The organism is Parasphingorhabdus sp. JC815, from assembly GCF_040717415.1.
Classification (GTDB): domain Bacteria; phylum Pseudomonadota; class Alphaproteobacteria; order Sphingomonadales; family Sphingomonadaceae; genus Parasphingorhabdus.
On the sequence record NZ_JBFEFM010000006.1, the window covers coordinates 175434 to 197622 of the forward strand.

Genomic DNA, 22189 nt, shown 5'->3' on the forward strand with positions numbered 1-22189 from the left:
AAAATCCTGCGGGAAACGAAGAATCGGCAGATGATAAAGCGTCCTTGGTGTGAACTTAGTGAACTTAAGAAAGCAGATGCTCAATTTTATGCGAAGGAAAAATGGCAAAAAAAGCGCGTTACCCATCGGCACAATCTATTCAGGCATTAGCCGATGAAAATAATATTATTACGATCAAGGCAACACCCAATGCGGGCGAGAATCTCATAGTGATATCCCAAGGCATAGCAGAGCCGGTCAGGCTGCACATCCGCGTAACGGCAACAGCCGAGGATGGAAAAGCAAATGAAGCTATATTGAAATTACTTTCTAAAGCCCTTGGCGTGCCCAAAACCACTCTCACATTAGTCCGCGGGGCCAAAGCAAGAGTAAAGAGGATACAAATAGGCTAATAAGGGATATTAATTATAATAAGGGCCGTTTTGCTAATGCGGTTTCTTAATGCGGTAAATTTGACGTGACCGACCAAAGGAGAATGGAAATGTCGATTGATCTTATTATTGATAAACGCAAACATGACCTTGGCGGCGGGTTCGAGGTTGGCCGCGTTCTACCATTTCGCAAGCGCCGGATGGTCGGGCCGTTCATATTTTTTGATCATATGGGGCCAGTTGATCTGGCGCCCGGCATACCCCGCGAGCTGGATGTCAGGCCACATCCGCATATCGGCTTGTCAACGGTCACCTATCTTTATGATGGCGCGATGACGCACCGGGACAGTCTGGGCTTCAAACAGGAAATACGGCCCGGCGAAGTGAACTGGATGGTTGCGGGAAACGGCATTACACATAGTGAGCGATTTGAAGAGGCGCGCGCTCATGGTGCCCATATGCACGGGATACAGGCATGGGTAGCGCTGCCCAAGGAATATGAAGAAACCGACCCCGCATTTTACCACCACGAAGGTCAGGATTTACCCGAATGGGATGAGGCGGGCCTGCATGGTCGCCTGATCGCGGGATCGGTTGATGGTATGAATGCCAATGTCAAAACCCACTCGCCATTATTTTACATGCATCTGGAAATGGAGACCGGTGCGAGCCGGTTACTGGGAACCGAACATACGGAACGCGCAGTCTATGTCGCCAGCGGCCATATAGAGATTGATGGCAAACCGTTGGAAACGGGACAAATGGCGGTACTCTCGGAAGGCAAGGATGTCCGAATTAGCGCACCTGTAAAATCTGTAATAATGGTTTTGGGCGGGGAACCGATTGGCGAGCGCTTCTTGTTCTGGAACTTCGTATCATCTTCCAAAGATCGACTGGAGCAGGCGAAGGAAGACTGGAAACAGGGGCGCATGAAACTGCCCGATGCCGATAATGAAGAATACACTCCGCTGCCCGAAGAGAAGCCGGACGCGCAGCCGATGAGTTAATCATCGGGAAATATTGTGCGGCGGGAATCCATGGTGCATTTGTCCATAGCACATCCGCCGCATGATATTTTACGCTAGAATATTAGAAGTCCGCTATTATTCGGACTGGCTCATAGCTTCCAGTTTTCTGATATCTACCGTGTTCACCAATGACCGAAGAGCTTCGATAGAACCGGCCTTGCCATCAACTTCGACGTTGAAACGTTCGCCCACGATAACGCTATAGCGGCCATCCTGCCGGTCGCTATCGAAACGGATTGTCGTTAGGCGTCCGTCAATTTTTCCGGTCCGTTCGGTAACGCTGCCATCCTGACTTTCCGATTCTACGTTAAATGCACTGCCCAAAGACGCCAGACCGCCCACAGCACCCAGATCGGTAATGGTAAGCTCTACGCTATCATTGCCTTCACCATAGCGCGCCGAGGCTTTTGAGGTTCCCATGCCGCCAACGGACGAACCACTGGATTTCAAATTGGAACGTGCAAGCCCGCCCGGCAATGATTCGGGGAGCATCGCGGCAAGACGTTTAGGCGCGATCGCGGTTGCTTTCCCGCTTTTCGCTTTTTCATTGACCGCGGCCATTTTTTTGCCCGCTTCCTCTAACTTCCCCAAATCAATCGACCCGACACCCGGCACACTCATCTCACCGGATAAGCTGCCTGAAAGGCTGTCATTGTCACTGAAACTCGGCACACTGCTGGACATCAGCATGAGCGGAGCCAGAAGCATGCTGAAAATCATTCCGGCTACTGCCCCGACAACGACGATAACCACGGTGTAGATAGTTGCCTTGTCTTCTGGCGCCTTCATCATCACCGGTATGCCAAGATAAAGCAGATATAATCCGTATAGTCCCAGAATGGCCAGCATCCCCAGCCCCGGAATAAGTTGGAATATTGCGGCCACCCAAGCGGCAGTGGCGCTATATGCAGCCAGTTTGAAAGCTTTGGTCCGGTTAGCGGTTCCGTCAAAGCGCGGAGCCAGAAAATCAATCACCAATGCCATCAGGAATACAGCAATCAATGTGAATATGTAACTGACAACCGCCGATGTCAGTGCCGAAAAGAAGGATGGGCGATGCGTTATACCCAAAAAGCTGGTGCCAAAGACCATAGCATTAATAAATGTGGCAACCGGCCCAATGGCTGCCAACGGGATGACATGCGATTTATAAACATCCGCAATGCTTGTTGTTTCGGCATCAATTACCGGCCACTCTTCGCGTGGTTTCAATAGAATTGCCTTGGTCCGCTGGACCAGAGCATTCCTCGCTTGTTGTTCACTCATTTAATATACCCCAGATTTACGGCCCATATTACATGGCCCGAGTTATGCGCCCGTTATATCGTACCGGCATGAAGCCGGCTCCAGTGTGAAATATCTCACCACCTCAACCGCTAATTATCCGCTTTTGGAGAGATGGTAGTTTTCGTCTGGATGCTTGATACTAAGCGACAACCTAACCGCTAAGCAAGCCCCGTTCTGTACGCAACCTGTGCTATATGAGTGAATACAATTATCCCGTAACCGGATAAGAATCAGCCGGCTCAAGAAACTATTTTAAAAAATGGTGGAAAACTGGTGCTGCTAGAGAGAATTGAACTCTCGACCTCGTCATTACCAATGACGCGCTCTACCACTGAGCTACAGCAGCACTAATTTTATTGTCAGGCCATCTGACCCAAGCATCGCGCCTATGGCGAAATGGTTACGGACTTGTCAAGTAGAGTTGCATTTTTGATTGATCGCTGGCAAATGCTCTGCATGCCCACACCGCAACACCCATCTGAAAAACAACGCAAAGAAGCCGAAAAAGCACAGCGGCTTGCTGAACAATTGCGTGCCAATTTGCGGCGGCGTAAAGCGCAGGACAGGAACTTGAAAGCAGAAAATCCGAGTAATAACGACGCGGATTGAGTCCAGCTATGCCGAAACCATTGCCCGTTCCGGTGCGATAGGCTCAAAATCCATCACTGCATCAATAAATTTTTGTGCCACCGGCGCTACTTGTCCAGTCGCCGGATCGAACCAGACATAGGTCAGTTTGACAACGGTAAGTAAAGTGTCACCGCGGACAATATGTACCAGCGCGGAATAGCTTGTTCGCCCAAATCGGGTAATACGCAAGCATATGTCTATCATGTCATCCGCCTTGGCCGGAGCCAGATAATCAACCTCTGCATGGCGCACCCAGTTATCACCGCCAAACATCTCCATAAATTTCCCTGACTGCCCGTCAGCACTATTTACGGCCACCAACTCGCGGTAATATTCAGTTACCCCGATATCGGCAAACGCAAGATAATGGGCGTTGAACACAATGCCTTGCATATCAGCTTCGACATAACGCACCCGGACAGGCGTTATCAGACGAAAACCCGCACGCGGGTCGGTAGATTCTTTTGTCATTGCGGTAATTTCAATCCTGAATTTGTTATAAGTTGAACGCTTTGGAAAAACGAAACCCTATAATCACATGATAAGTCAATGGGATACTATAGCGGCTGGCACTGCTGCTTGAGCCACTCTAACGCATCGCCATTCAATTGTGGCCCGACAATATCAACCACCTGTGCATGATAATCATCCACCCACTGACGCTGGCTGTCTGACAAGATAGCCAGATCAATCAAGCGCCGGTCAAGCGGTGCAAATGTGAGGGTTTCAAAACCGAGCATATCCTTTTCTGCCCCGGCGATTTCACGCCGCTCCACCAGAATCAGATTTTCGATACGAATACCAAAAGCATGGTCTTTGTAATATCCCGGTTCATTGGAGCAAATCATCCCTGCGACAAGCGGTTCGTTAAAACCACCAAAGGCTGCAATCCGCTGCGGTCCTTCATGGACTGAGAGATACGCACCTACGCCGTGTCCCGTGCCATGGGCATAATCAACGCCGTCAGCCCACAGATATTGCCGCGCCAATATGTCCAGTTGTCCGCCGGTCGTGCCTTCGGGGAACACGGCTTGCGCCAAAGCGATATGACCTTGCAGAACCTGTGTATAGCGCTTGATCATTTCGTCTGTTGGTTCGCCAACTGCCATGGTTCGGGTCACATCAGTTGTGCCGTCACGATATTGCCCGCCGCTATCAACCAGATAAAGCGTGCCCGTTTCTATCTTGCGATTGGTTTCCTCATTCACGCTATAATGGCACAAAGCGCCATTGGGTCCGGCACCGGATATTGTCCGGAATGACAGGTCCATCAACTTGTCCGATTCCCCGCGAAACTCTGCCAGCTTTGCCGCAGCCGACAGCTCGTCAAGACCGCCCTTTGGGGCTTCACAAGAAAACCAGTGGAGGAATTTGCTAAGTGCCGCGCCATCACGCTTCTGCGCAGCTTTGTGACCAGATATTTCAGTGTCATTCTTAATCGCTTTGGCAAGAATCGTCGGATCCCTTTTTTTGACGATCTTGGCTCCTGCGCCTTCGAGCTGGCCGAATATCGCGGCGACGGAGCGTTCCGGATCAACGCCGACCCTTTGCTCATTATATTCGGTTAGCGCAGTTGGAAAATCACTATAATCGCGCAAAGAAACCGCATTACCGAGATGGACCCTGACCTCGTCGGTCAGTTTTTCAGGTGCGACAAATAATTCAGCGCTACCGTCCGCTTTGATAATCGCATAGCTGCGCGGAACCGGGGTATTGTCAATATCCTTGCCGCGAATATTAAAGGCCCAGGCCACTGAATCCAGCGCTGCGATCACGGTCGCGTCAAGACCTTCCTCGTTCAACCATGCAGCAATATCTGCCCGCTTTTCACTGGCACTTTGGCCGGTAAATTCATCCGGCTGCACGTCTATCTTGATCAATGAAGGTTCCGGCTGATCTTTCCATATTTTATCAATAGGGTTGGATTTCACCGCCGCTAATTTGGCATTATTTTTGGCCAGCTTTGCCTCTGCCGATTTCACCCAGCCCTGTGTGTGCAGCCATGCGTCATAGCCGATAGTTGATCCTTCGGGTGCGTTTTCATCCAGCCAGTCAATCATGCTCTTGTCCGCCGTGCCGACATATTCATACAAGTTGCCGTCCACCTGATCGCGCACCTGAATCGTATATCGTCCATCAACGAACATTGCTGCCTTGTCTTTCAGGACGATTGCCGAACCTGCCGAACCGCCAAAACCGGTTAGCCACGCCAGACGCTGGGCATAATCGCCGACATATTCGCTCATATGTTCATCACAGATCGGCACGACAAAACCGTCAAGACCGTCTTTTTCCATTTGCTCACGCAAGGCAGCGAGCCTTGCTTCATAGGTGGACATCAACATCGGCTGTTAAACTCCTTGAATTAGCTGGTTAGCAAACACATAGGTATTACAGACGATTTTCGCTACCGATTTCACGGAAAAGAGGTGTTATGAAACAGCTGTTGTTGCCGCTCCTGCTGCTCATCAAGCTGGCTGATGCACCTGCTTCGCGCAATCTGAAACAGAAAAGATTATGACAGAAAAACTGAAAAATCCCCCCATCGCCGAGCTGAGGCCCCATAGGTATGAACGCCATGGATACACGATTAGCGACCCCTATCACTGGTTAAGGGATCAAAATTATCCCACAGTCGATGATGAAGATGTGCTCGATTATCTGAAAGCCGAAAATCAGTGGTTTGAACAGAATATGGCGGGGCAAAAAACGCTGACCGACACATTGTTCACAGAGATGAAGGCGCGGATCAAGGAGGATGAAAGCTCCGTCCCGCAAAAAGATGGCGACTGGCTTTACTGGACTGCTTTTGATGAAGGCGCGCAATATAAAAAATGGTATCGAAAAGCAGTTGCGGGCGGCGAACCCGTCTTGATACTGGATGAAAATGCCCTGGCCGAGGGCAAGGAATATTTCCGACTTGGCGCATTCTCGATCGCTCCGGACGGGAAGCTGCTCGCTTTTTCCTATGACGATAATGGTTCGGAACGGTTCGAGGTTCATTTTCTCGACCTTGCCAGCGCAAAGGAACTGCCCGATGTCATCCCGGGCACCTTGTCGAGCCTTGTCTGGTCAGCTGATTCCAAAAGTCTCGTCTATGGCCTTGCCAATGAAAACTGGCGCACCGACAATGCCCGTGTGCATGTTCTGGGCACACCGATCGAGAATGACATTGAGCTTTATAAAGAGCCACAGGACGGTTTCACCGTTGGCGTCAGCCTGACCCAATCGGAAAAGTTCATCGTCATTGCCACGGGTGATAATGAAACCAGCGAAGTGCGCTTGGTTCCGGCGAACAATCCCACTGCCAAGCAATTACTGATCTCCCCCCGCGAAAAGGGCCGGGAATATTCGGTCGAAGAGCATGACGATACGCTCTACATCCTTACCAATGATAATCATGTGAATTTCCGGCTGGCAACAGCATCGCTGGATGATCCCGGCAAATGGACCACTTTAATCGCCGGATCAGACTCATTTTACCTGACCGACATGACAGCGTTCAAAGATTTCTACGTGACCGAGGGCCGCGAAAATGGCCTGGACCAGGTCGAGATCCGGTCTTACTCAGACCCGGAAAAGGTCGAACGCATTACTTTCCCCGAAGCCAGCTATAGTGCCGGACTGGATGACAACCCCGAGTATGATATTAGCAAATTGCGCCTGGGTTATGAATCCATGGTCACGCCGGACACCATTTACGATTATCATCTGGCAGACAAGCGTCTGGAAACACTCAAGATTCAGGAAATCCCCTCCGGCTATGATGCCGGCCAATATACAACAGAGCGCCTGACCATAAAAGCGCGTGACGGAGCCATGGTTCCGGTTTCGCTGGTTTATAAAAATGGCACGAAGCTGGACGGCAGCGCGCCGCTGCATCTCTATGCTTACGGCGCTTATGGCTATGCTGTGCCGCCCGGTTTTTCGACCACGCGCCTGTCGCTGGTTGACCGGGGTTTCATCTATGCCATCGCCCATATCCGCGGCGGGGATGATCTGGGCCGGAACTGGTATCTGCAAGGCAAGCTGATGCAGCGCACCAATACGTTTAACGATTTTGTCGATGTTGCTACAGGGCTTGTCGACAAGGGATATACGGCAAAAGGCCGTATCAGTGCATCAGGCGGTTCGGCTGGCGGAGAACTGATGGGCGCTATCGTCAACAGCAATCCCGATCTATGGGGCGCGATCGTCGCGCATGTGCCCTTTGTCGATGTGCTTAATACAATGCTGGATGAAAGCCTGCCGCTTACCCCCGGTGAATGGCTGGAATGGGGCAATCCTGTCACGGATAAAGCCGCGTTTGAATATATCCGCAGCTATTCCCCTTATGATCAGGTAAGCGCCCAGAATTATCCGCCCATGTTGATCACCGGCGGTCTGAACGACCCGCGCGTAACTTATTGGGAGCCGGCCAAATGGGCGGCCAAATTACGCGCGATAAAGACAGATGATAATATCCTGCTCCTGAAAACCAATATGGGCGCTGGCCACGGCGGTAAATCGGGCCGATGGAACCGGATTCAGGAAACAGCCGAGGAATATGCCTTCATTCTGTGGCAGATGGGCATGAGTGATGCCGGTTAATGAGGAAAAAACCAAGGCGTTTTCCCTGAATATCGTCGCGCAGCCCGACGATATTGACGAACTGGGCCACGTCAATAATGCCGTCTGGGTCCGCTGGATTCAGGATATGGCCACGGCTCACTGGCAGGCCATAGCTCCGCAAGCCTATATCGACCGCTATATCTGGGTCGTATCACGGCATGAAATTGATTATCACGGCAACGTCAGCGAAGGTGACACCGTGACCGGGCGAACATGGATATCCGAGCCACCCAAAGGCGCGCGATTCTGGCGCAATGTCAGCTTTTTCGGACCGGATGAAAAATTAAAAGTCTCAGCGAAAACCAACTGGGCCATAATTGATCAAACACGCGGGCGACCTGTTCGCGTGCCAGAGCAACTGGCAGAGCTGTTTCTCTCGCCTTGATGCCATTTAGAGCACAGCCAAGATTTCGTCATCTTCTGTGTGACATTAGATGATATAGATTTTCTCTAAAGAATTACGGCGAAGCTATTGGAGCCACCGCAGCCAGCGGCGAGGACTGGTCGTCTCGCTGTTCACCGGGTGCGCCTAATCTTTGCGGCTCTAATACCGCCGCCGTTTCAATGACGTCCAAAGCCCGGCGTCCTTCATTATACTGGCGGGCCTTTTCCATCCATCGGTCAATCTGTTCATCGCCCTTGTCGCTACCCGGTAATTTTTCGATCTCCGCGATAGCTGCATCGACATTGCCATTTTCGATATAGCGTTTCGCACGCTGGAAACGCTTTTGCGGCACCGGAGAAGGACTGCCTTCCCGGCGGATTACGAACAGTTCTGACATTTCGCGTTTGAAATCTGTCCAAAAGCCCTTGCCTGATGATCCACTCGTCAATGTCGGACCAATATCATTCAGTTCTGCCAATAATTCATCCAGCGTTACCGGTTGGCGCGAGGCATTGATAATCGTCGTTACAGCTTTGGGCTGGGCATCACCAAAACGCAGCCGCAATTGCGATTCGAGATAACCCAGCGGTGATCCGCGGTCCAACGCGCGCCTTGCTGCAAAGGCGATCAGCAAGCCTTCGGCCCGCGCGGCATTGCCGGACGCCGCCTGCGCCTGAACATTGATCCGCGCCAAACGGTCTTCCAGATCAGCAACCCGCACCGCCAGAGCGCGTTCCTTGTCCGGTGTCAGCGCCGGGATCTCGTCTGGCACAGACTCAACCGGTGGCGGTGGCATCACAGTTCCATCAGGCTTGATCCGCTTTGCCAATGCTGCCGCAGGATCGTCTGCAACCTTTATCTGGCCAGTGCTCCTATCCACCACCGCGCCGGACGCTTCGCTGCCACTATCAAACAGGTCATAGCGCGAAAATATCCAGCCGGTCAGGATTACCCCGCCGACAAATGCAACAACCATCAGAATCAGGACATTCCGGGTTAAATTGCTCTTTGCATCCGAAGACGTCGTTTTTTCGTAGTCCCGGCTCATCCTATTTCCCTATATATTGCTTATGCGCTCTGCAATTACGGCCATGGCCTGTTTCGATCATATATCGGATATCAGTCCGATAGTATAATATACGATTTATAATTGACATAATGCGCTCGCCAAAGACAGTAAACTATCGTCATTTGGCCATTCCGCTGCCTGAACAGTTTTCCAGCCACTACCAACAGCTTCAGCGACATTGGGGGACAGCGCCACGACATCGTTTACCGACCGGTCAAGACCAAGACGGTCCATCTCGCTGGACAGTATTTTTCCTGCTCGGGGTGAATAAAGCGATATTACATGGCCCTGACGCAGGGCTTCCTGCGCCTTTTTTCCCAGGGGCAAAGCCCGCGACCGATATACATGACAGAGCGTCATATCATGCTCAGGAGGTGTGTAATCTATATGATGTTTGCCGGTCAGCCGCAAAAGCCTTTGATATTGACCATCAGGGAGCGCCGCCAGCAACTCTCTCACCCCTCTGTCTCCGGTTTTTACGACATTCAAGCCCGCCTGTAGCGCAGCAGTCGCAGTTATTTCTCCCACTGCCAGCACAGGTAATTCTCTATATTCTTCTAACCGCTTGCCAGCTTGGCTTACCGCATTGGCGCTGGTTAACAGCAAGGCGTCGAACTGTGCCGCAGGCGGCGGGGTCCAATCCATCGGATCTATTTCAAACAATGGATCAATAATGACGGATAAGCCCATTTGCTCCGCGTGTTTAGCTGTTCGCCGGGCGCCATCTATTGGTCGTAAAATTAGCAGCGAGCGCGACATTTAAGAAAAGATCGCTTTTAATTCTTCGCTGGCTTCCCCAAGCAATTTGCGCGCAAGCAAAGCCGGTGCCTCTACATCTCCCACATCAAATTCAGAAGTTTTGCTGATATTTTCGCTCCCGTCGGGCATTAATATTTTGGCACGCAATTTTATCCTCATCCCGTCAACCGTTGCAAGAGCGCCAACCGGACTATGACAATCCGCAGTCAGCTCTTTCAAAAACGCACGCTCCGCCATGATGGCGCGAAACGTGGCATGATGGGATATTTCCTTTAGCACGCCGCGCAAATGGCTTGATCGGGATAGGGTTTCGATACCTATCGCGCCCTGCGCGGGAGCGGGCATCATAATATCATCGGGCAAGTCGGTGCCAATATCATCCATGCCCAGACGGAGAAGACCAGCAGCCGCCAAAAGGGTTGCCGAAAATTCACCATTTTTAATTTTGGCAAGTCTGGTGTGGACATTGCCGCGAATAAGCCGGATATCCAAATCGCCCCTGCGTAACAGCAATTGCGCCCTGCGCCGGGGTGATGCCGTGCCGACAATCGCGCCCTGTGGCAAATCATCTATGGAACCTGCACCAATCAAACGGTCGTGCGTATCTGCCCGTTCCAGCATCGCTGCAATAATCAATGTATCGGGGCGCAGAGTCTCGACATCTTTCATACTGTGGACCGCGCAGTCGATTTCCCCTTCATGCAGAGCCCAGTCAAGTTCCTTGGTCCAAAGCGCTTTACCGCCAATATCCGCCAAAGCGCGGTCCTGTATCCGGTCGCCGGTTGCGACTATCGGCACAAGTTCAACCATATCCGGGCGCCAGCCATGGATTGAGAGCAGTTTGGTAGCCACCATTTTTGCTTGTGCCATCGCAAGGGGCGATTCACGTGTGCCAATCCGTAAAGGCCGATCAATACCAGGCAGTATGTCCGGTTTGTTATTCTTTGTCATATTACTTGCCCTAATCCCCCCATGGATTAAGTTAAAGGGTAATGAGCATAATTTTGGGAATTGAATCAAGTTGCGATGAGACAGCAGCGGCGTTGGTCACGTCCGATCGCAGGATATTGTCACACAAGCTGGCGGGGCAGGAAGAGGCGCATGCTCCTTTTGGCGGCGTTGTGCCCGAAATCGCGGCTCGTGCCCACGCAGAGATAATTACTCCGTTAATCGAAGCGGCGCTGGCGGAAGCTGATCTGGAACTGGGTGAGGTTGATGCGATTGCCGCCACCGCCGGGCCTGGACTGATCGGCGGGGTCATGGTGGGTCTGGTAACCGGCAAGGCGCTTGCCATGGCAGCAGACAAGCCCTTGATCGCAGTCAACCATCTGGAAGGACATGCGCTGTCCCCGCGCCTTGCCAATCCGGATCTGGAATTTCCATATTTGCTGTTGCTAGTCTCGGGCGGGCATTGCCAGATCTTACGCGTCGACGGGGCCGGACAATATCGCCGTCTGGCCACGACCATTGATGACGCTGCTGGAGAAGCGTTTGACAAAACAGCCAAAATATTGGGTCTCGGCTATCCCGGCGGGCCGAAAGTGGAGGCGCTGGCCAAAGCTGGCGATGCGACAGCCGTGCCATTGCCACGCCCCCTAAAAGGATCAAAAGAACCGCATTTTTCTTTCGCGGGCTTAAAAAGCGCGGTCGTCCGCGCCTTTCAGAGCGGCGAGCATAGGCCGGAGGACATTGCTGCATCATTCCAACAAGCAGCAGTAGACTGCCTGAAAGACCGACTGGAGAAAGCCATAGAGGACCACGGCGCAGCTCCGCATCTCGTCGTCGCCGGAGGAGTTGCCGCCAATGTCTCCATTCGTTCCATGCTAGAACAGCTTGCCAGTGATTATAACATGCAATTCACTGCCCCGCCCCTCTGGCTCTGCACCGACAATGCGGCGATGATTGCATGGGCAGGTGCCGAACGTTTCGCATTAGGATTGACCGACCCGCTGGATTTTGCTGCGCGTCCGCGTTGGCCACTGGATCGGGATGCAGAAAAAGTTCGCGGGGCAGGAGTAAAAGCGTGAGCATGATAAAAGCAAAAATCGGCATCATCGGTGCAGGAGCCTGGGGCACAGCTTTAGCGCAGGTTCTCTCGGAAGGGCAGGATGAATTACTGCTTTGGGCGCGTGAGGATGCGGTTGTGGCGCAGATTAATGACAGCCACGAAAACCGGACCTTTCTTCCCGGCCATCCTTTACGGCATAATGTGCGCGCGACACATTCTATGGATGAGATGGAGACGTGCGAGGCTTTATTGATTGTCACCCCCGCCCAGCATCTGCGTGCCAGTATTGCGGCGCTGACCAATAACGACACCACGCTGATCCTGTGTAGCAAGGGCATCGAAGAAGCGACGGGGCAATTGATGAGTGAGGTTGTCCAGGAGGTCCGCCCCGACAACCCGCTGGCGGTCCTCTCCGGTCCAACATTTGCCCATGAAGTTGCCCAGGGCCTGCCCACCGCATTGACGCTAGCCTGCGATTCCGAAAAATCGTGGGAGAGGCTTTACCCCCTGATCGCAAAACCGACATTCCGGCCTTATTTCTCGGATGATATCATCGGCGCAGAGATTGGCGGCGCGGTCAAAAATGTGCTGGCCATCGGTTGCGGCGTTGTAGAGGGCGCCGGCCTTGGCCAGAATGCCCGTGCATCCCTTATCAGCCGGGGCTTTGCGGAGATGCTGCGCTATGGCGCGGCACGCGGGGCGCGAGCGGAGACCCTGACCGGTTTATGCGGTCTGGGGGATCTCGTGCTAACCTGTTCATCGACCAGTTCGCGCAATTTCTCGCTTGGTAAAGGGCTTGGCGAAGGCCAATCAGCAGCAGCCCTGTTATCGGACAGAACCACCGTGGCCGAAGGGGCGTTCACCGCTCCGGTGTTACAGCGTGACGCGGCGGAAAGAGGCATTGATATGCCAATTGTCGATGCCGTTTGCGCGTTATTGGCGGGCGAAACCGATTCCCGAACCGTCGCTTCACAGCTCATGACCCGCCCTCTGGTATCCGAACAACGCTAGCCAAAAGATGACAAGCCGGTTTGAGTGCGGTAAAGCCGTGCGCTGTAATTTTATTCCCGCTTCATGGCCCGCTTTATCAGCCGGAGACATATTTTTTGACCAACCCTGAATCTTCCGGCCCGAAATCTTCCGGTCCAGCACCTTCAGGCGGACCGTCCGGAACCTTGAGTGGCGAGGCGATGCCCTCTGTTGATGGCACCTCTGCCAAAACGGGACAGGAGGATGAAAACACCGAAGATATTGCCGCGCTGGCCAAAGGGGGCCGCACCAATATATTCGGTTTTTTGTTGCGGCTGGCGGCGCGTCTGCCGTTTCTGTTCATCGCGGGACGCATTTACGGGGCAGCGGCTTTGGGCCGTTTTGCCTATGCCATATTGATTGTCGAATTTGCGGCGCAGCTCGCAACGCTGGGCCTGAAACGCGGATTGGCCGAACAGCTTAGCCGCACTGGGCGCCCCCATGTCCATGTCGTTTGGGACGGGCTTTTGGTCAGCCTGTTTGCTTCGATGCTAGCGGCTTTATTGTTGATACTGGTTCCCGAAATCATGTTTCCCAACAGCGAAATAAACGGTTTCGACCGGTTTTTACCGCTGGTCATTTTTGCCATAGCCGGCGCGGATATCGCGCTGGCTGCGCTGGCTTACCGCTATGATATCGCATCCACCGTCCGCGCCCGGTCGATCGTCGAGCCATGGACGATCAGCATCGCCGCCTTTCTGTTTTCTTATTATTCGCTCAGGGACGGCTTGATCCTGTCTTATGTCGTTTCCATGATAGCGGCGCTGGTCGCGTCACTATGGCCGTTTTTCAAAAGCTATGGCCTGCCCTTTGGCTGGCGTCCCAGGCCGCTTGCCATTGCAAGGCTCGCTCGCCGGAACATGCCGCTGGCCGCTGCCGATGCGGCAGAATGGGGTTCGCGGCGATTGGACCTTGCGATTCTTGGCCTGTTTGCTTCCCCTGCAATTGTTGGCGTCTATTATATCGCGCAACAGGTCGCCAGCTTGCCGCAAAAGCTGAAAACCAGCTTTGACCCCATATTGGGGCCGGTCATCACCCGCAATCTGGAAGCGGGTAATATGAAGGCTATCGCCAATCAGGTCAGTCAAGTCGGTTTCTGGATCATCGCTGCACAGGCCGGTATTGCCCTTGCTCTGGCCATTCCCGGTGAAGCAGTGATGGGACTGGTCGGTCCCGGCTTTGTCGGCGGCACCGGCGCACTGGCTTTCCTGCTAGCCGCAGAGGCCGTAGCCGCAACTGCCGTGGTCAGCGAATCGGCACTGGTCTATGTCGCCCGGCACCGTAACCTGCTGATTTCGCTCTCGATGCTGCTCTTACAAGCGGCCCTAAGCGTCGCCTTTATCCAGATTACAATGCGGATGGGCTTGTCCCCGCTTTATCAGGCTGCTGCCGTGGCCGCTGCATTATTGGTTGCGCTGGCCTATGCTTCGATCGTCAAGGCTATTTTGCTGTCAAAGCTGCTCCACGCGCCGGTTAACGGCTGGCGCTGGTCGTTGGTCATCGCGATGATGGTCGCCGGTTCTGTCGGCTATCTCGCCACCCATTTACCCGAATGGGCGGAACTGATTGTCGGCATCCCGATGATATTGGGCAGCTATGCGTGGGTCATCTGGAAATGGGGATTTGGACCGGAAGACCGCAAATTGTTCAAGATGAAGGATTGAGCGGTTTTGCGGTGATGCAATCGCGCGGAGGCATGGGCTTTTACTGGCTTAAATCCATACCGCCCCCCTCGTCATTCCCGCGTAGGCGGGAATCCCGCTAGGCCGCGTGGATAAATACCGGCGCTAAATTGTCGTCACTAGTAATAACTCTTAAGCCACCATAGTGATTGCTTGTGGGTGAAAAGCGGTCATTTGTCCAAACACTCGCGGAGCATATCAAAGCCGTTAGAACATAGCTTAACGTTAATCCATTTAGTGACGAATACTTCGCGACAAAAGCCATCACGATCCATGAAATTGTTGCCTGCATTCTTTTCCCACAGGAGGGGTTGAGCAACCGATTAGCAACACACCAAGAATCAAAATTAGACGCATCAGTATACTAGACACACATTTATATATTTCGGCAATTGGGCCGGTTGCCAACTATTTGCTGTTACTTCCATTTAATCAAGTCGAATGACCGCGAGAGGCTGGTTTGCAGACTACTACTTGCCATCCTCAAGTCTTTCGATAGGATCGCGCCATCCCTACCACAAACTCTTGAAAAGATGTTCAATGATTCTAGCTGCAATTCTGATGGCACAAACTGCATCGCAAGTTGAGCAGTTTGACGCACATGACGAACGTTATTCCGTTGAGACGCAGACAGGTATGATGGCCTATACCACCTGCATTGCCACGGGTGTCCATGAGCGTAGAGAACAAGATAGCTTTAGTGAGAAAGATGCTGAAGACGTAAAGACTGCGTGCCAGAACGAATATGATAGTTTCGTGGCAAATGTGGTAAAAGACTTAGACGGAGCGATAGGCGTCGCTGCCGCAAAGAATTTGGCTCGTTCTTTTTTGGATAAGTTAGACCCACGAGCGGCCTTTGTTCCGAGGACCCCAGCGAATTTGACAAAACTTCCGGTAGCAAGACTTGTTGGCGACTGGCAGAATGGCCGCGGGGTGCTAGCCACCGACATGGGTGTTCGTTTTGCAGTGAATGGTTCGATAGTCGGTACTATCTCATCTAAGTATGAAGGCACCGCCGATGGCCTCACGAGTTGGAAAATTGTCAGTGATGGAACGCAAGACGCTGCGTTTTACGCGTCTTATACCGATGGGAGATTGGTCAAATATAACCTGATTCCGTCGTTTCCTTCCGAAATGAACTTCATCAACGCTTCAGACATAGCTATTCAGCGATATGACCTTGCAATCGAGGACAACGACTTAATCATCAGTTACGTCAAGCCCACCGGTGGAGTAAGCCTGCGTTTCCATCGAAAAATGAAAGGATCGCAGGCCGCTAGCCAAGAGTAATCGGATATTACCACAAATATTCTCGACGTCCGCAGAATAGTCGAAATCAGACTTTAAAACCCTGCTATTCCCAATCAGTGGCAGATCATGATAGCCAACTATAGTTATCCGTTAATCAACGCTTGGAGATTATATGATCGAAATATTGGCAAATAGCGGAACTTTTGCGAGTGAATTAATTGCCAGAACATCCGATACGGCAAGTGTTCAGAGGATTGTACAAATCTCACTGGCCCCGGTTTTTCTTCTCGCAGCTATCGGCGCATTTCTTAATGTTATGAACGGGCGATTGATCTGGCTTACCGAGCGCGTGGACCGTTTGGACGAGAGCGAGAAAATGGGACGACATGATCCGGCATTGGAAGAGCTTCCTGTGTTGAAACGTCGTCAGACATACGCGCACACCGCCGTCACCTTGAGCACTATCGCAGCCTTGCTGATATGTACTGTGGTAGCCTTGTTATTTATAAGCGCCTTCATCCGCCCACCCATAGGCACTTATGTTGCGGCAGTGTGGATTTCGGCCATGGTGATGGTTTTCGTGTCGCTGCTTTTCTTTCTGCTGGAAACCAAATTCGCGACCCGTCCTGCCAGTGAAAGGCGGCGGCTGTCCCGAAAAATTCGCAGGAAGAAAGATGACACGGACAATAGCGCTACAAATTGAACACATGTTGAGCATTACCACCCAAAAATGCATTCTTCGTTTCCGAATCCAGCTCTAGATCGTCCAAGCCCGTGAGTGCGCGGGACGGTGTAATCATTGGATAATTGGTCCCGAACAATATTTTCTTGCGCCCATGACCGCGCATGTACTCAATAAGCTCGGCAGGGTAACGGCTGACAGTATAGGCAGATGTGTCAATATACACATTCTGATGCTTGGTCGAAACAGCAATGGCTTCCTGAGTCCAGGGATAGCCGATATGGCCGGCAACAATTTTCAGTTCTGGAAAATCGAGTGCCACTTGATCGAGATATAGCGGACGACCTGGCTCTGATGGCATCAATGGCCCGGTATGTCCGATCTGCGTACAAAACGGGATGCCAAGCTCACAGCACGCAACATATAATGGATAAAATCGCCGGTCGGTCGGTGCAGTTTCCCATAGCCATGGCAGCACACGCATTGCCTTGAAGCCGAGTTCCTCCACGCATCTTCTGACTTCGGTCATAAGTTTTGACGGTTTAGAAATATCAACCGAACCCACACCGACAAACCGGCCATCGGATGCCTCGACGAATTCGGCCACCTCGTCATTCGAAATCATGATTTTGTTTGGAGCATACCAAGCACTAATCAGCATTTTGTCGATATTGCCCTGATCCATCGCGGCAATCGTCGCTTCGATCGGCAAGGCTTGTGTTGGCTCTTCTGTCTTCGTCCATCGCCTTAGAGAAGCAAATATGGAATCCTGTGAATGCCTTAAAGTCGGGTGCTGGCCCCATGCATCTATGATCATCTGCAACTCCTGTTTGTGGATTCGTCAGGGATCGTAGTGTAGATCATCACTCTAGAGCAATACTCCAATAGGGCTACCACATGACTGCGAGAGAGAAGATATTAGCAGCGAGCCGTGATTTAATTGACGAGCGTAGTTTCGAAGCCGCTACTGTCGGTTCTATATGCAGGCAAGCCAGTGTCTCGAATGGAAGCTTTTTTCATGCCTTTTCCTCCAAGGAAGACCGGGTAGCGGAACTTTTTATGGAAACGCTGATATCATATCGTGATCCATGATAGCATGCGTTTCGCACCATCATGAAAGCGCAAGGCAAGCGGCTATCCGGATTTAGAAGTTTTTGACCATGTAACGCGCGTCCGCGCCATAGGACTCCAGTTTTTTGGTCAGTGCCGGAGTTGACTGAACGACAAATCCGTTCGATTCCCAAAAGGGGACCGAACTGTTAACAGAAACCAGCGCGATAGCACCCCCGTTTTGCTGCGCCATTTTTTCGTCTAATCGATGCAAAATCTCTTTGGTATAGCCTTGGCTGCGAGCATCGTGATGCAAAGCAAGGTCATGCAGATACAGCGTAGCGGATTCTTTTGGTACAGTGCCAAGCGGACTGTTCAGTGGCGGAATAGCCCCCAATTCCCACGGATAGGAAATGCAATAGCCCAGGATAGTATCTGATGGATCGGCCAAAGCGAAACAACCAGCCGGATAAAGCGCAAGCCGCTCCTTGAAAACCGCGACTTCTTCAGGGTGGTCGGGAAATGCTTGTTCAGCAACCGCCATCACACCATCAATATCTTTATCGCTCATTTGTCGCCAAATAGCTCTTGTCATGATACCTCCAAAAACACAGATTCTAGTTTTCCTATTCTTAGGTAGCAATCTTAGCCAAAACTTCCTTTTGCCTGGGAAGGACTATTGGATTAACACCTGAGGCCGCAGCAGCTTCGCAATTGAGCGAAAAGGAACAATAATGATACCATTTGTGACCTTAATGGACAAAAACGGCAATGAAATCTCGGTCAATCCTGAAATAGTGCAATTTGTGCGTTTGGTAGACAGATTAGATGACGAATGCCTGATCGTATTTGGCAAGGACCAGTTGCTGCGCGTCCGTGGCACTTTGGAAGAAGTGACCGACATATTGCGGGCCGGATGACGGTGTTGTTATCCGGATAAACGCTTAACCGCGCGGTGCTTTTCAGATGGGGCTTTTCTGGCTGGACTTAACCCAAACGCTGGGCCAGCAGTTTTTGCAGATCCGCTTCGGGCCGGGCGCCATAGTGGGAAATCACTTCGGCTGCGGCAACCGCGCCCATGGTCAGACAGTCTTCCGGCGAACGGTCTTCAATATAGCCGCTGAGGAAACCGGCAGCGAACAGGTCGCCTGCTCCAGTGGTATCGACGACTTTTTCAACCGGCTCTGCATCAACCGCGCAAGACTTGCCTTTGTGGACCGCGATTGCGCCTTTTTCGCTACGCGTCACCACAAGCGTTTCGACCTGTTTAGCGGTTTGCGCGACGGCGGCGTCAAAATCTTCGGTTTCGCAAAGGGATTTAATTTCGTCTTCATTGGCGAACAATATGTCAATTTTGCCGCCCTGAATAAGACCGATAAAATCATCGCGGTGGCGTTCGACACAAAAACCGTCGGATAGTGTGAAAGCCACTTTGCGGTTATTTTCTTGGGCAATATCAATCGCCAGCGCCATCGCCGCCTTGGGTTCTTCGGCATCCCACAAATAGCCTTCCAGATAGAGAATGGCTCCGCTGGCGATCAGGTCCGCATCGACAGAGGCAGGGGCCAGAAACTGGGACGCACCCAAAAATGTGTTCATCGTGCGCTGTGCATCCGGCGTTACCAATATCAGGCAGCGCGCGGTTGGTGGGTCATCGCTGATTGTCGGCACATCAAAATCAATCCCGGTGGCGCGAATATCATGGGTGAACACTTCGCCCAGTTGATCGTCGGCAACCTGTGCAATCAGGGCGCATTGCCGGCCCAGCGTGGACGCACCGGCGAGCGTGTTGGCCGCAGAACCGCCGCTAATTTCGCGGGCTGCGCCCATATCACGGTAAAGCTGTTTGGCGCGATCCGCATCAATCAAGGTCATCGAGCCTTTGACAAGCTGCTCCTCCTCCAGAAACGCGTCATCGGCTTGTGCAATAACATCTACAATCGCATTGCCTATAGCAACAATATCGTAACGGGCTTCACTGGTCATAAACATGTCCTTATATGGGATCGGCTATGCGCCGTGGGTAAGGGGAACAGGCCGCTGGTTCAAGTAGAATTGACCCGCTACGGGTTTTCGTGACATGGAATACACATGATCAGCGCGTTTCTTTTATCCATCGCCCAATTGTCGGACCGGCGGATATTATTGCTGCTTTTGAAAGTGTTTCTCATCTCGCTATTGCTATTGGCGGTTTTCGGGGTTGGAACATATTTTCTGCCGTCATGGTTGTTCACCTTCTTCGCGCTTGAAAACGGCGGTTTCGCTGCGGCTGCGGTAGCGACGATTATCACGGCATTGACTGTCATATTTCTGTTCCGCGTGATCGCAATATTTGTCCTGAATATTTTTTCAGACGATATTGTCGATGTGGTGGAGGCCCGCCACTATCCGGCTCGCGCGCAAACGGCCAGAGCGCCGGGCTATATGCTCGGCCTGAAAATGGGGCTGGCTTCGGTGGGACGGGCGATGGGCTATAATATATTGGCTTTGCCGGTTTACATCATATTGCTGGTGACTGGCATTGGCGCGCCGATTGCGTTTTTTACGGTCAATGCGATCTTGATCGGACGGGATCTGCAAGACATGGTGGCTGCGCGGCACTCCCCCGATTTCAAGCGAGGCAGTCCTGACCAGATGAGCGACAAGAAAGAGGATATATGGCAGATCGGCAAGCTATCCCGTTTTGGTCTCGGCCTGACTATTGCGTTGTTGCTTGCGGTGCCTTTTGTCAATTTTCTTGCGCCGATAATCGGAGCAGCTATGGCTACCCATCTGGTTCATCGCAACCGCGAAAACCGCCTGCAAGAAAGCAACTGACATGATCCGCAAGCTTATCGTCCTTTCTGCTTTGCCCGCCCTGTCCGCCTGTGTTTCGGGCGGCGTGATACCTTCTGCACCAGCAACTTCCGCGCCCTCGCCGCTTAGCAATGTGCCCGGACTGGAAGCGGTCATGGGAAAAACTGCGGGGCAGATCACACGGCTTTTCGGTACTCCGCAGGCGGATTTTGCGGAGCCCCCTGCCCGGAAATTACAGTTTTCAAACGGCGCGTGCGTGCTCGATGCCTATCTTTATCCTCCACGCGGAGGCGGTGAAAAGCGCGTTACCCATGTCGATGCCCGGCGCAGTGACGGTACCGAGGTTGACCGCGCCGCTTGTGTCAAAGCCCTGCAAAGGCGCTAAACCTGCGCTAAGAAACACGTGGGGCATCCCATTCCGACCGGACAACGGCTTCCGGTTCTGTGGGCAGTCGCGCGGCTTTCTCGCGGTCAAATCCGGCCGGATCAAGCTGTGACAAGGCCCAGACCGCCGACCCGCGCACAATAGCATCTTCATCATCTAATAATGCCATTACCGACGGGATAAGGGTGGCATCATCACTATTACCCGCTGCAATCAAGCTGTTACGAACCATCCGGTTACGCCCGGTGCGTTTAATCGGAGATCCGGAAAATATCTTGCGAAAGCCTGCATCATCCATCGCCAGCAAATCCGCCAGAGCCGGAGCCGCCAGTTCAGCGCGCGGCAAAAACGCCTTGTTCGTTGCAGCGGCATTGGCAAATTTATTCCACGGACATACGGCCAGACAGTCATCACAGCCATAGATGTGATTGCCGATTGCCTTGCGGTATTTGTGCGGGATCGGGCCTTTTGATTCAATCGTCAGATAAGAAATACAGGCTTTCGCATCGAGCCGGTAAGGCTCCGGGAACGCATTGGTCGGACAAATATCCTGACAGGCGCGACAACTGCCGCAGCGGTCCTGTCCACTGGTCGATGATCCCAGATCAAGCGTCGTATATATCGCGCCCAGAAACAGCCAGCTTCCATGGTCCTGACTGACCAGATTTGTATGCTTACCCTGCCAGCCCAGCCCCGCCGCCTGAGCCAGCGGTTTTTCCATAACTGGTGCGGTATCGACAAAGACCTTCACCTCGCAACCGGTGTTCTCGACCAGCCAGCGGGCCGTGCGTTTCAATGCACCTTTGACCACATCATGATAATCTTTTCCCTGTGCATAGACGGAAATCCGGCCATGATCGGGGACTTTTTCCAGTGCGAACGGGTCGCGCATCGGAGCATAGCTTGTTCCCAGCATAATGACAGAACGGACATCCGGCCATAAATTATGCGGACTGGAGCGTTGTTCCGCTCTGCTTTCCATCCAGATCATTTCGCCATGCTGTCCGGTCGCCAGCCAGTCATGCAAACGCCGGGCCGTGACAGGAGCCAAAGCCGCAGGGGCGATGCCAAAGGCAGCAAAGCCCTCTGCCCGCGAACGATTTTCGAGCGATTCGATCAATCTTAACTTGTCATCAGCCATGTACCGTCATTATCACTGACCACGC

24 protein-coding genes and 1 tRNA gene are annotated in these 22189 nt (G+C 52.4%); 14 read left to right on the top strand and 11 right to left on the bottom strand.

The genetic code is table 11. The annotated features are described in order from the left end of the window. The first annotated feature begins 101 nt into the window (after positions 1-101). The gene (locus AB1K62_RS13600) at positions 102-392 is read left to right on the top strand and encodes a DUF167 domain-containing protein (RefSeq protein WP_367004308.1); all 291 of its coding nucleotides are present in this window, start codon (positions 102-104) and stop codon (positions 390-392) included. Between the two features lie 89 nt (positions 393-481). Further along, complete coding sequence (locus AB1K62_RS13605) at positions 482-1378, top strand: pirin family protein (protein WP_367004310.1); 897 nt, start codon at positions 482-484, stop codon at positions 1376-1378. Between the two features lie 96 nt (positions 1379-1474). Here AB1K62_RS13605 and AB1K62_RS13610 read toward each other — a convergent pair whose 3' ends face one another. Beyond that, entirely contained in the window at positions 1475-2665 is a 1191-nt protein-coding gene (locus AB1K62_RS13610; protein ID WP_367004312.1) for a Yip1 family protein, read from the bottom strand. A 292-nt stretch (positions 2666-2957) separates the two neighbouring features. Beyond that, positions 2958-3032 (bottom strand) — tRNA-Thr (locus AB1K62_RS13615). Between the two features lie 110 nt (positions 3033-3142). On the opposite strand from AB1K62_RS13615, the gene AB1K62_RS13620 reads away from it, so the two are divergent. Beyond that, on the top strand, positions 3143-3295 hold the full coding sequence (locus tag AB1K62_RS13620) for a hypothetical protein (protein ID WP_367004314.1): 153 nt from the start codon (positions 3143-3145) through the stop codon (positions 3293-3295). A 6-nt stretch (positions 3296-3301) separates the two neighbouring features. Here AB1K62_RS13620 and AB1K62_RS13625 read toward each other — a convergent pair whose 3' ends face one another. Beyond that, a complete protein-coding gene (locus tag AB1K62_RS13625) occupies positions 3302-3787 on the bottom strand; it encodes a thioesterase family protein (protein ID WP_367004316.1) in 486 nt (161 codons plus the stop codon). Positions 3788-3873: 86 nt separating this feature from the next. After that, the gene (locus AB1K62_RS13630; protein ID WP_367004383.1) at positions 3874-5655 is read right to left on the bottom strand and encodes an aminopeptidase P family protein; all 1782 of its coding nucleotides are present in this window, start codon (positions 5653-5655) and stop codon (positions 3874-3876) included. Between the two features lie 178 nt (positions 5656-5833). Here AB1K62_RS13630 and AB1K62_RS13635 point away from each other — a divergent pair, with 178 nt between their 5' ends. Together AB1K62_RS13635 and AB1K62_RS13640 are read left to right on the top strand one after the other, a co-directional pair. Then, positions 5834-7906: a S9 family peptidase gene (locus AB1K62_RS13635; protein WP_367004319.1), complete on the top strand. Its 2073-nt coding sequence runs from the start codon at positions 5834-5836 to the stop codon at positions 7904-7906. After that, entirely contained in the window at positions 7896-8312 is a 417-nt protein-coding gene (locus AB1K62_RS13640; protein WP_367004322.1) for a thioesterase family protein, read from the top strand. The genes AB1K62_RS13635 and AB1K62_RS13640 overlap by 11 nt, the downstream gene beginning before the upstream one ends. Positions 8313-8385: 73 nt before the next feature. Here the strand turns inward: AB1K62_RS13640 and AB1K62_RS13645 are convergent, their stop codons facing one another. From AB1K62_RS13645 to hemC, 3 genes are all read right to left on the bottom strand, one after another. Next, entirely contained in the window at positions 8386-9360 is a 975-nt protein-coding gene (locus AB1K62_RS13645; protein WP_367004324.1) for a hypothetical protein, read from the bottom strand. A 96-nt stretch (positions 9361-9456) separates the two neighbouring features. Further along, the gene (locus AB1K62_RS13650; RefSeq protein WP_367004327.1) at positions 9457-10140 is read right to left on the bottom strand and encodes a uroporphyrinogen-III synthase; all 684 of its coding nucleotides are present in this window, start codon (positions 10138-10140) and stop codon (positions 9457-9459) included. Further along, positions 10141-11091, bottom strand: a complete 951-nt coding sequence (hemC, locus tag AB1K62_RS13655) for a hydroxymethylbilane synthase (RefSeq protein ID WP_367004329.1) — start codon at positions 11089-11091, stop codon at positions 10141-10143. It abuts the gene before it with no gap. A gap of 41 nt (positions 11092-11132) precedes the next feature. Here hemC and tsaD point away from each other — a divergent pair, with 41 nt between their 5' ends. From tsaD to AB1K62_RS13680, 5 genes are all read left to right on the top strand, one after another. After that, entirely contained in the window at positions 11133-12167 is a 1035-nt protein-coding gene (gene tsaD / locus AB1K62_RS13660; protein ID WP_367004331.1) for a tRNA (adenosine(37)-N6)-threonylcarbamoyltransferase complex transferase subunit TsaD, read from the top strand. Between the two features lie 2 nt (positions 12168-12169). Continuing rightward, entirely contained in the window at positions 12170-13159 is a 990-nt protein-coding gene (locus tag AB1K62_RS13665) for an NAD(P)H-dependent glycerol-3-phosphate dehydrogenase (protein WP_367004385.1), read from the top strand. 179 nt (positions 13160-13338) lie between these two features. Continuing rightward, positions 13339-14841: a lipopolysaccharide biosynthesis protein gene (locus tag AB1K62_RS13670; protein ID WP_367004387.1), complete on the top strand. Its 1503-nt coding sequence runs from the start codon at positions 13339-13341 to the stop codon at positions 14839-14841. Between the two features lie 558 nt (positions 14842-15399). Next, positions 15400-16149, top strand: coding sequence for a hypothetical protein (locus AB1K62_RS13675; protein WP_367004333.1), 750 nt, complete (start codon positions 15400-15402; stop codon positions 16147-16149). Between the two features lie 133 nt (positions 16150-16282). Beyond that, positions 16283-16813: a DUF2721 domain-containing protein gene (locus AB1K62_RS13680; protein WP_367004334.1), complete on the top strand. Its 531-nt coding sequence runs from the start codon at positions 16283-16285 to the stop codon at positions 16811-16813. On the opposite strand, the gene AB1K62_RS13685 is transcribed toward AB1K62_RS13680, so the two are convergent. Next, positions 16803-17609, bottom strand: a complete 807-nt coding sequence (locus AB1K62_RS13685) for an amidohydrolase family protein (RefSeq protein ID WP_367004335.1) — start codon at positions 17607-17609, stop codon at positions 16803-16805. The two genes, AB1K62_RS13680 and AB1K62_RS13685, sit on opposite strands and share 11 nt — an antisense overlap. Positions 17610-17689: 80 nt before the next feature. Between AB1K62_RS13685 and AB1K62_RS13690 the strand changes: the two genes are divergently transcribed. Further along, a complete protein-coding gene (locus tag AB1K62_RS13690) occupies positions 17690-17884 on the top strand; it encodes a helix-turn-helix domain-containing protein (RefSeq protein WP_367004336.1) in 195 nt (64 codons plus the stop codon). Positions 17885-17936: 52 nt separating this feature from the next. Here the strand turns inward: AB1K62_RS13690 and AB1K62_RS13695 are convergent, their stop codons facing one another. Beyond that, positions 17937-18413: a GNAT family N-acetyltransferase gene (locus AB1K62_RS13695; RefSeq protein WP_367004338.1), complete on the bottom strand. Its 477-nt coding sequence runs from the start codon at positions 18411-18413 to the stop codon at positions 17937-17939. A 163-nt stretch (positions 18414-18576) separates the two neighbouring features. Here AB1K62_RS13695 and AB1K62_RS13700 point away from each other — a divergent pair, with 163 nt between their 5' ends. Then, entirely contained in the window at positions 18577-18762 is a 186-nt protein-coding gene (locus AB1K62_RS13700; RefSeq protein WP_367004340.1) for a hypothetical protein, read from the top strand. A 67-nt stretch (positions 18763-18829) separates the two neighbouring features. Here the strand turns inward: AB1K62_RS13700 and AB1K62_RS13705 are convergent, their stop codons facing one another. Next, a complete protein-coding gene (locus AB1K62_RS13705) occupies positions 18830-19828 on the bottom strand; it encodes an adenosine kinase (protein WP_367004343.1) in 999 nt (332 codons plus the stop codon). 105 nt (positions 19829-19933) lie between these two features. Here AB1K62_RS13705 and AB1K62_RS13710 point away from each other — a divergent pair, with 105 nt between their 5' ends. Together AB1K62_RS13710 and AB1K62_RS13715 are read left to right on the top strand one after the other, a co-directional pair. After that, positions 19934-20659, top strand: coding sequence for an EI24 domain-containing protein (locus AB1K62_RS13710; RefSeq protein ID WP_367004345.1), 726 nt, complete (start codon positions 19934-19936; stop codon positions 20657-20659). Position 20660: 1 nt separating this feature from the next. Further along, positions 20661-21023 carry a hypothetical protein gene (locus AB1K62_RS13715; protein ID WP_367004346.1) on the top strand — a complete coding sequence of 121 codons (363 nt, stop codon included), beginning with the start codon at positions 20661-20663 and terminating at the stop codon, positions 21021-21023. A 7-nt stretch (positions 21024-21030) separates the two neighbouring features. Here AB1K62_RS13715 and queG read toward each other — a convergent pair whose 3' ends face one another. Then, positions 21031-22164 (bottom strand): tRNA epoxyqueuosine(34) reductase QueG, encoded by a 1134-nt coding sequence (queG, locus tag AB1K62_RS13720; RefSeq protein ID WP_367004348.1) that lies wholly within the window; start codon positions 22162-22164, stop codon positions 21031-21033. Positions 22165-22189 lie beyond the last annotated feature (25 nt).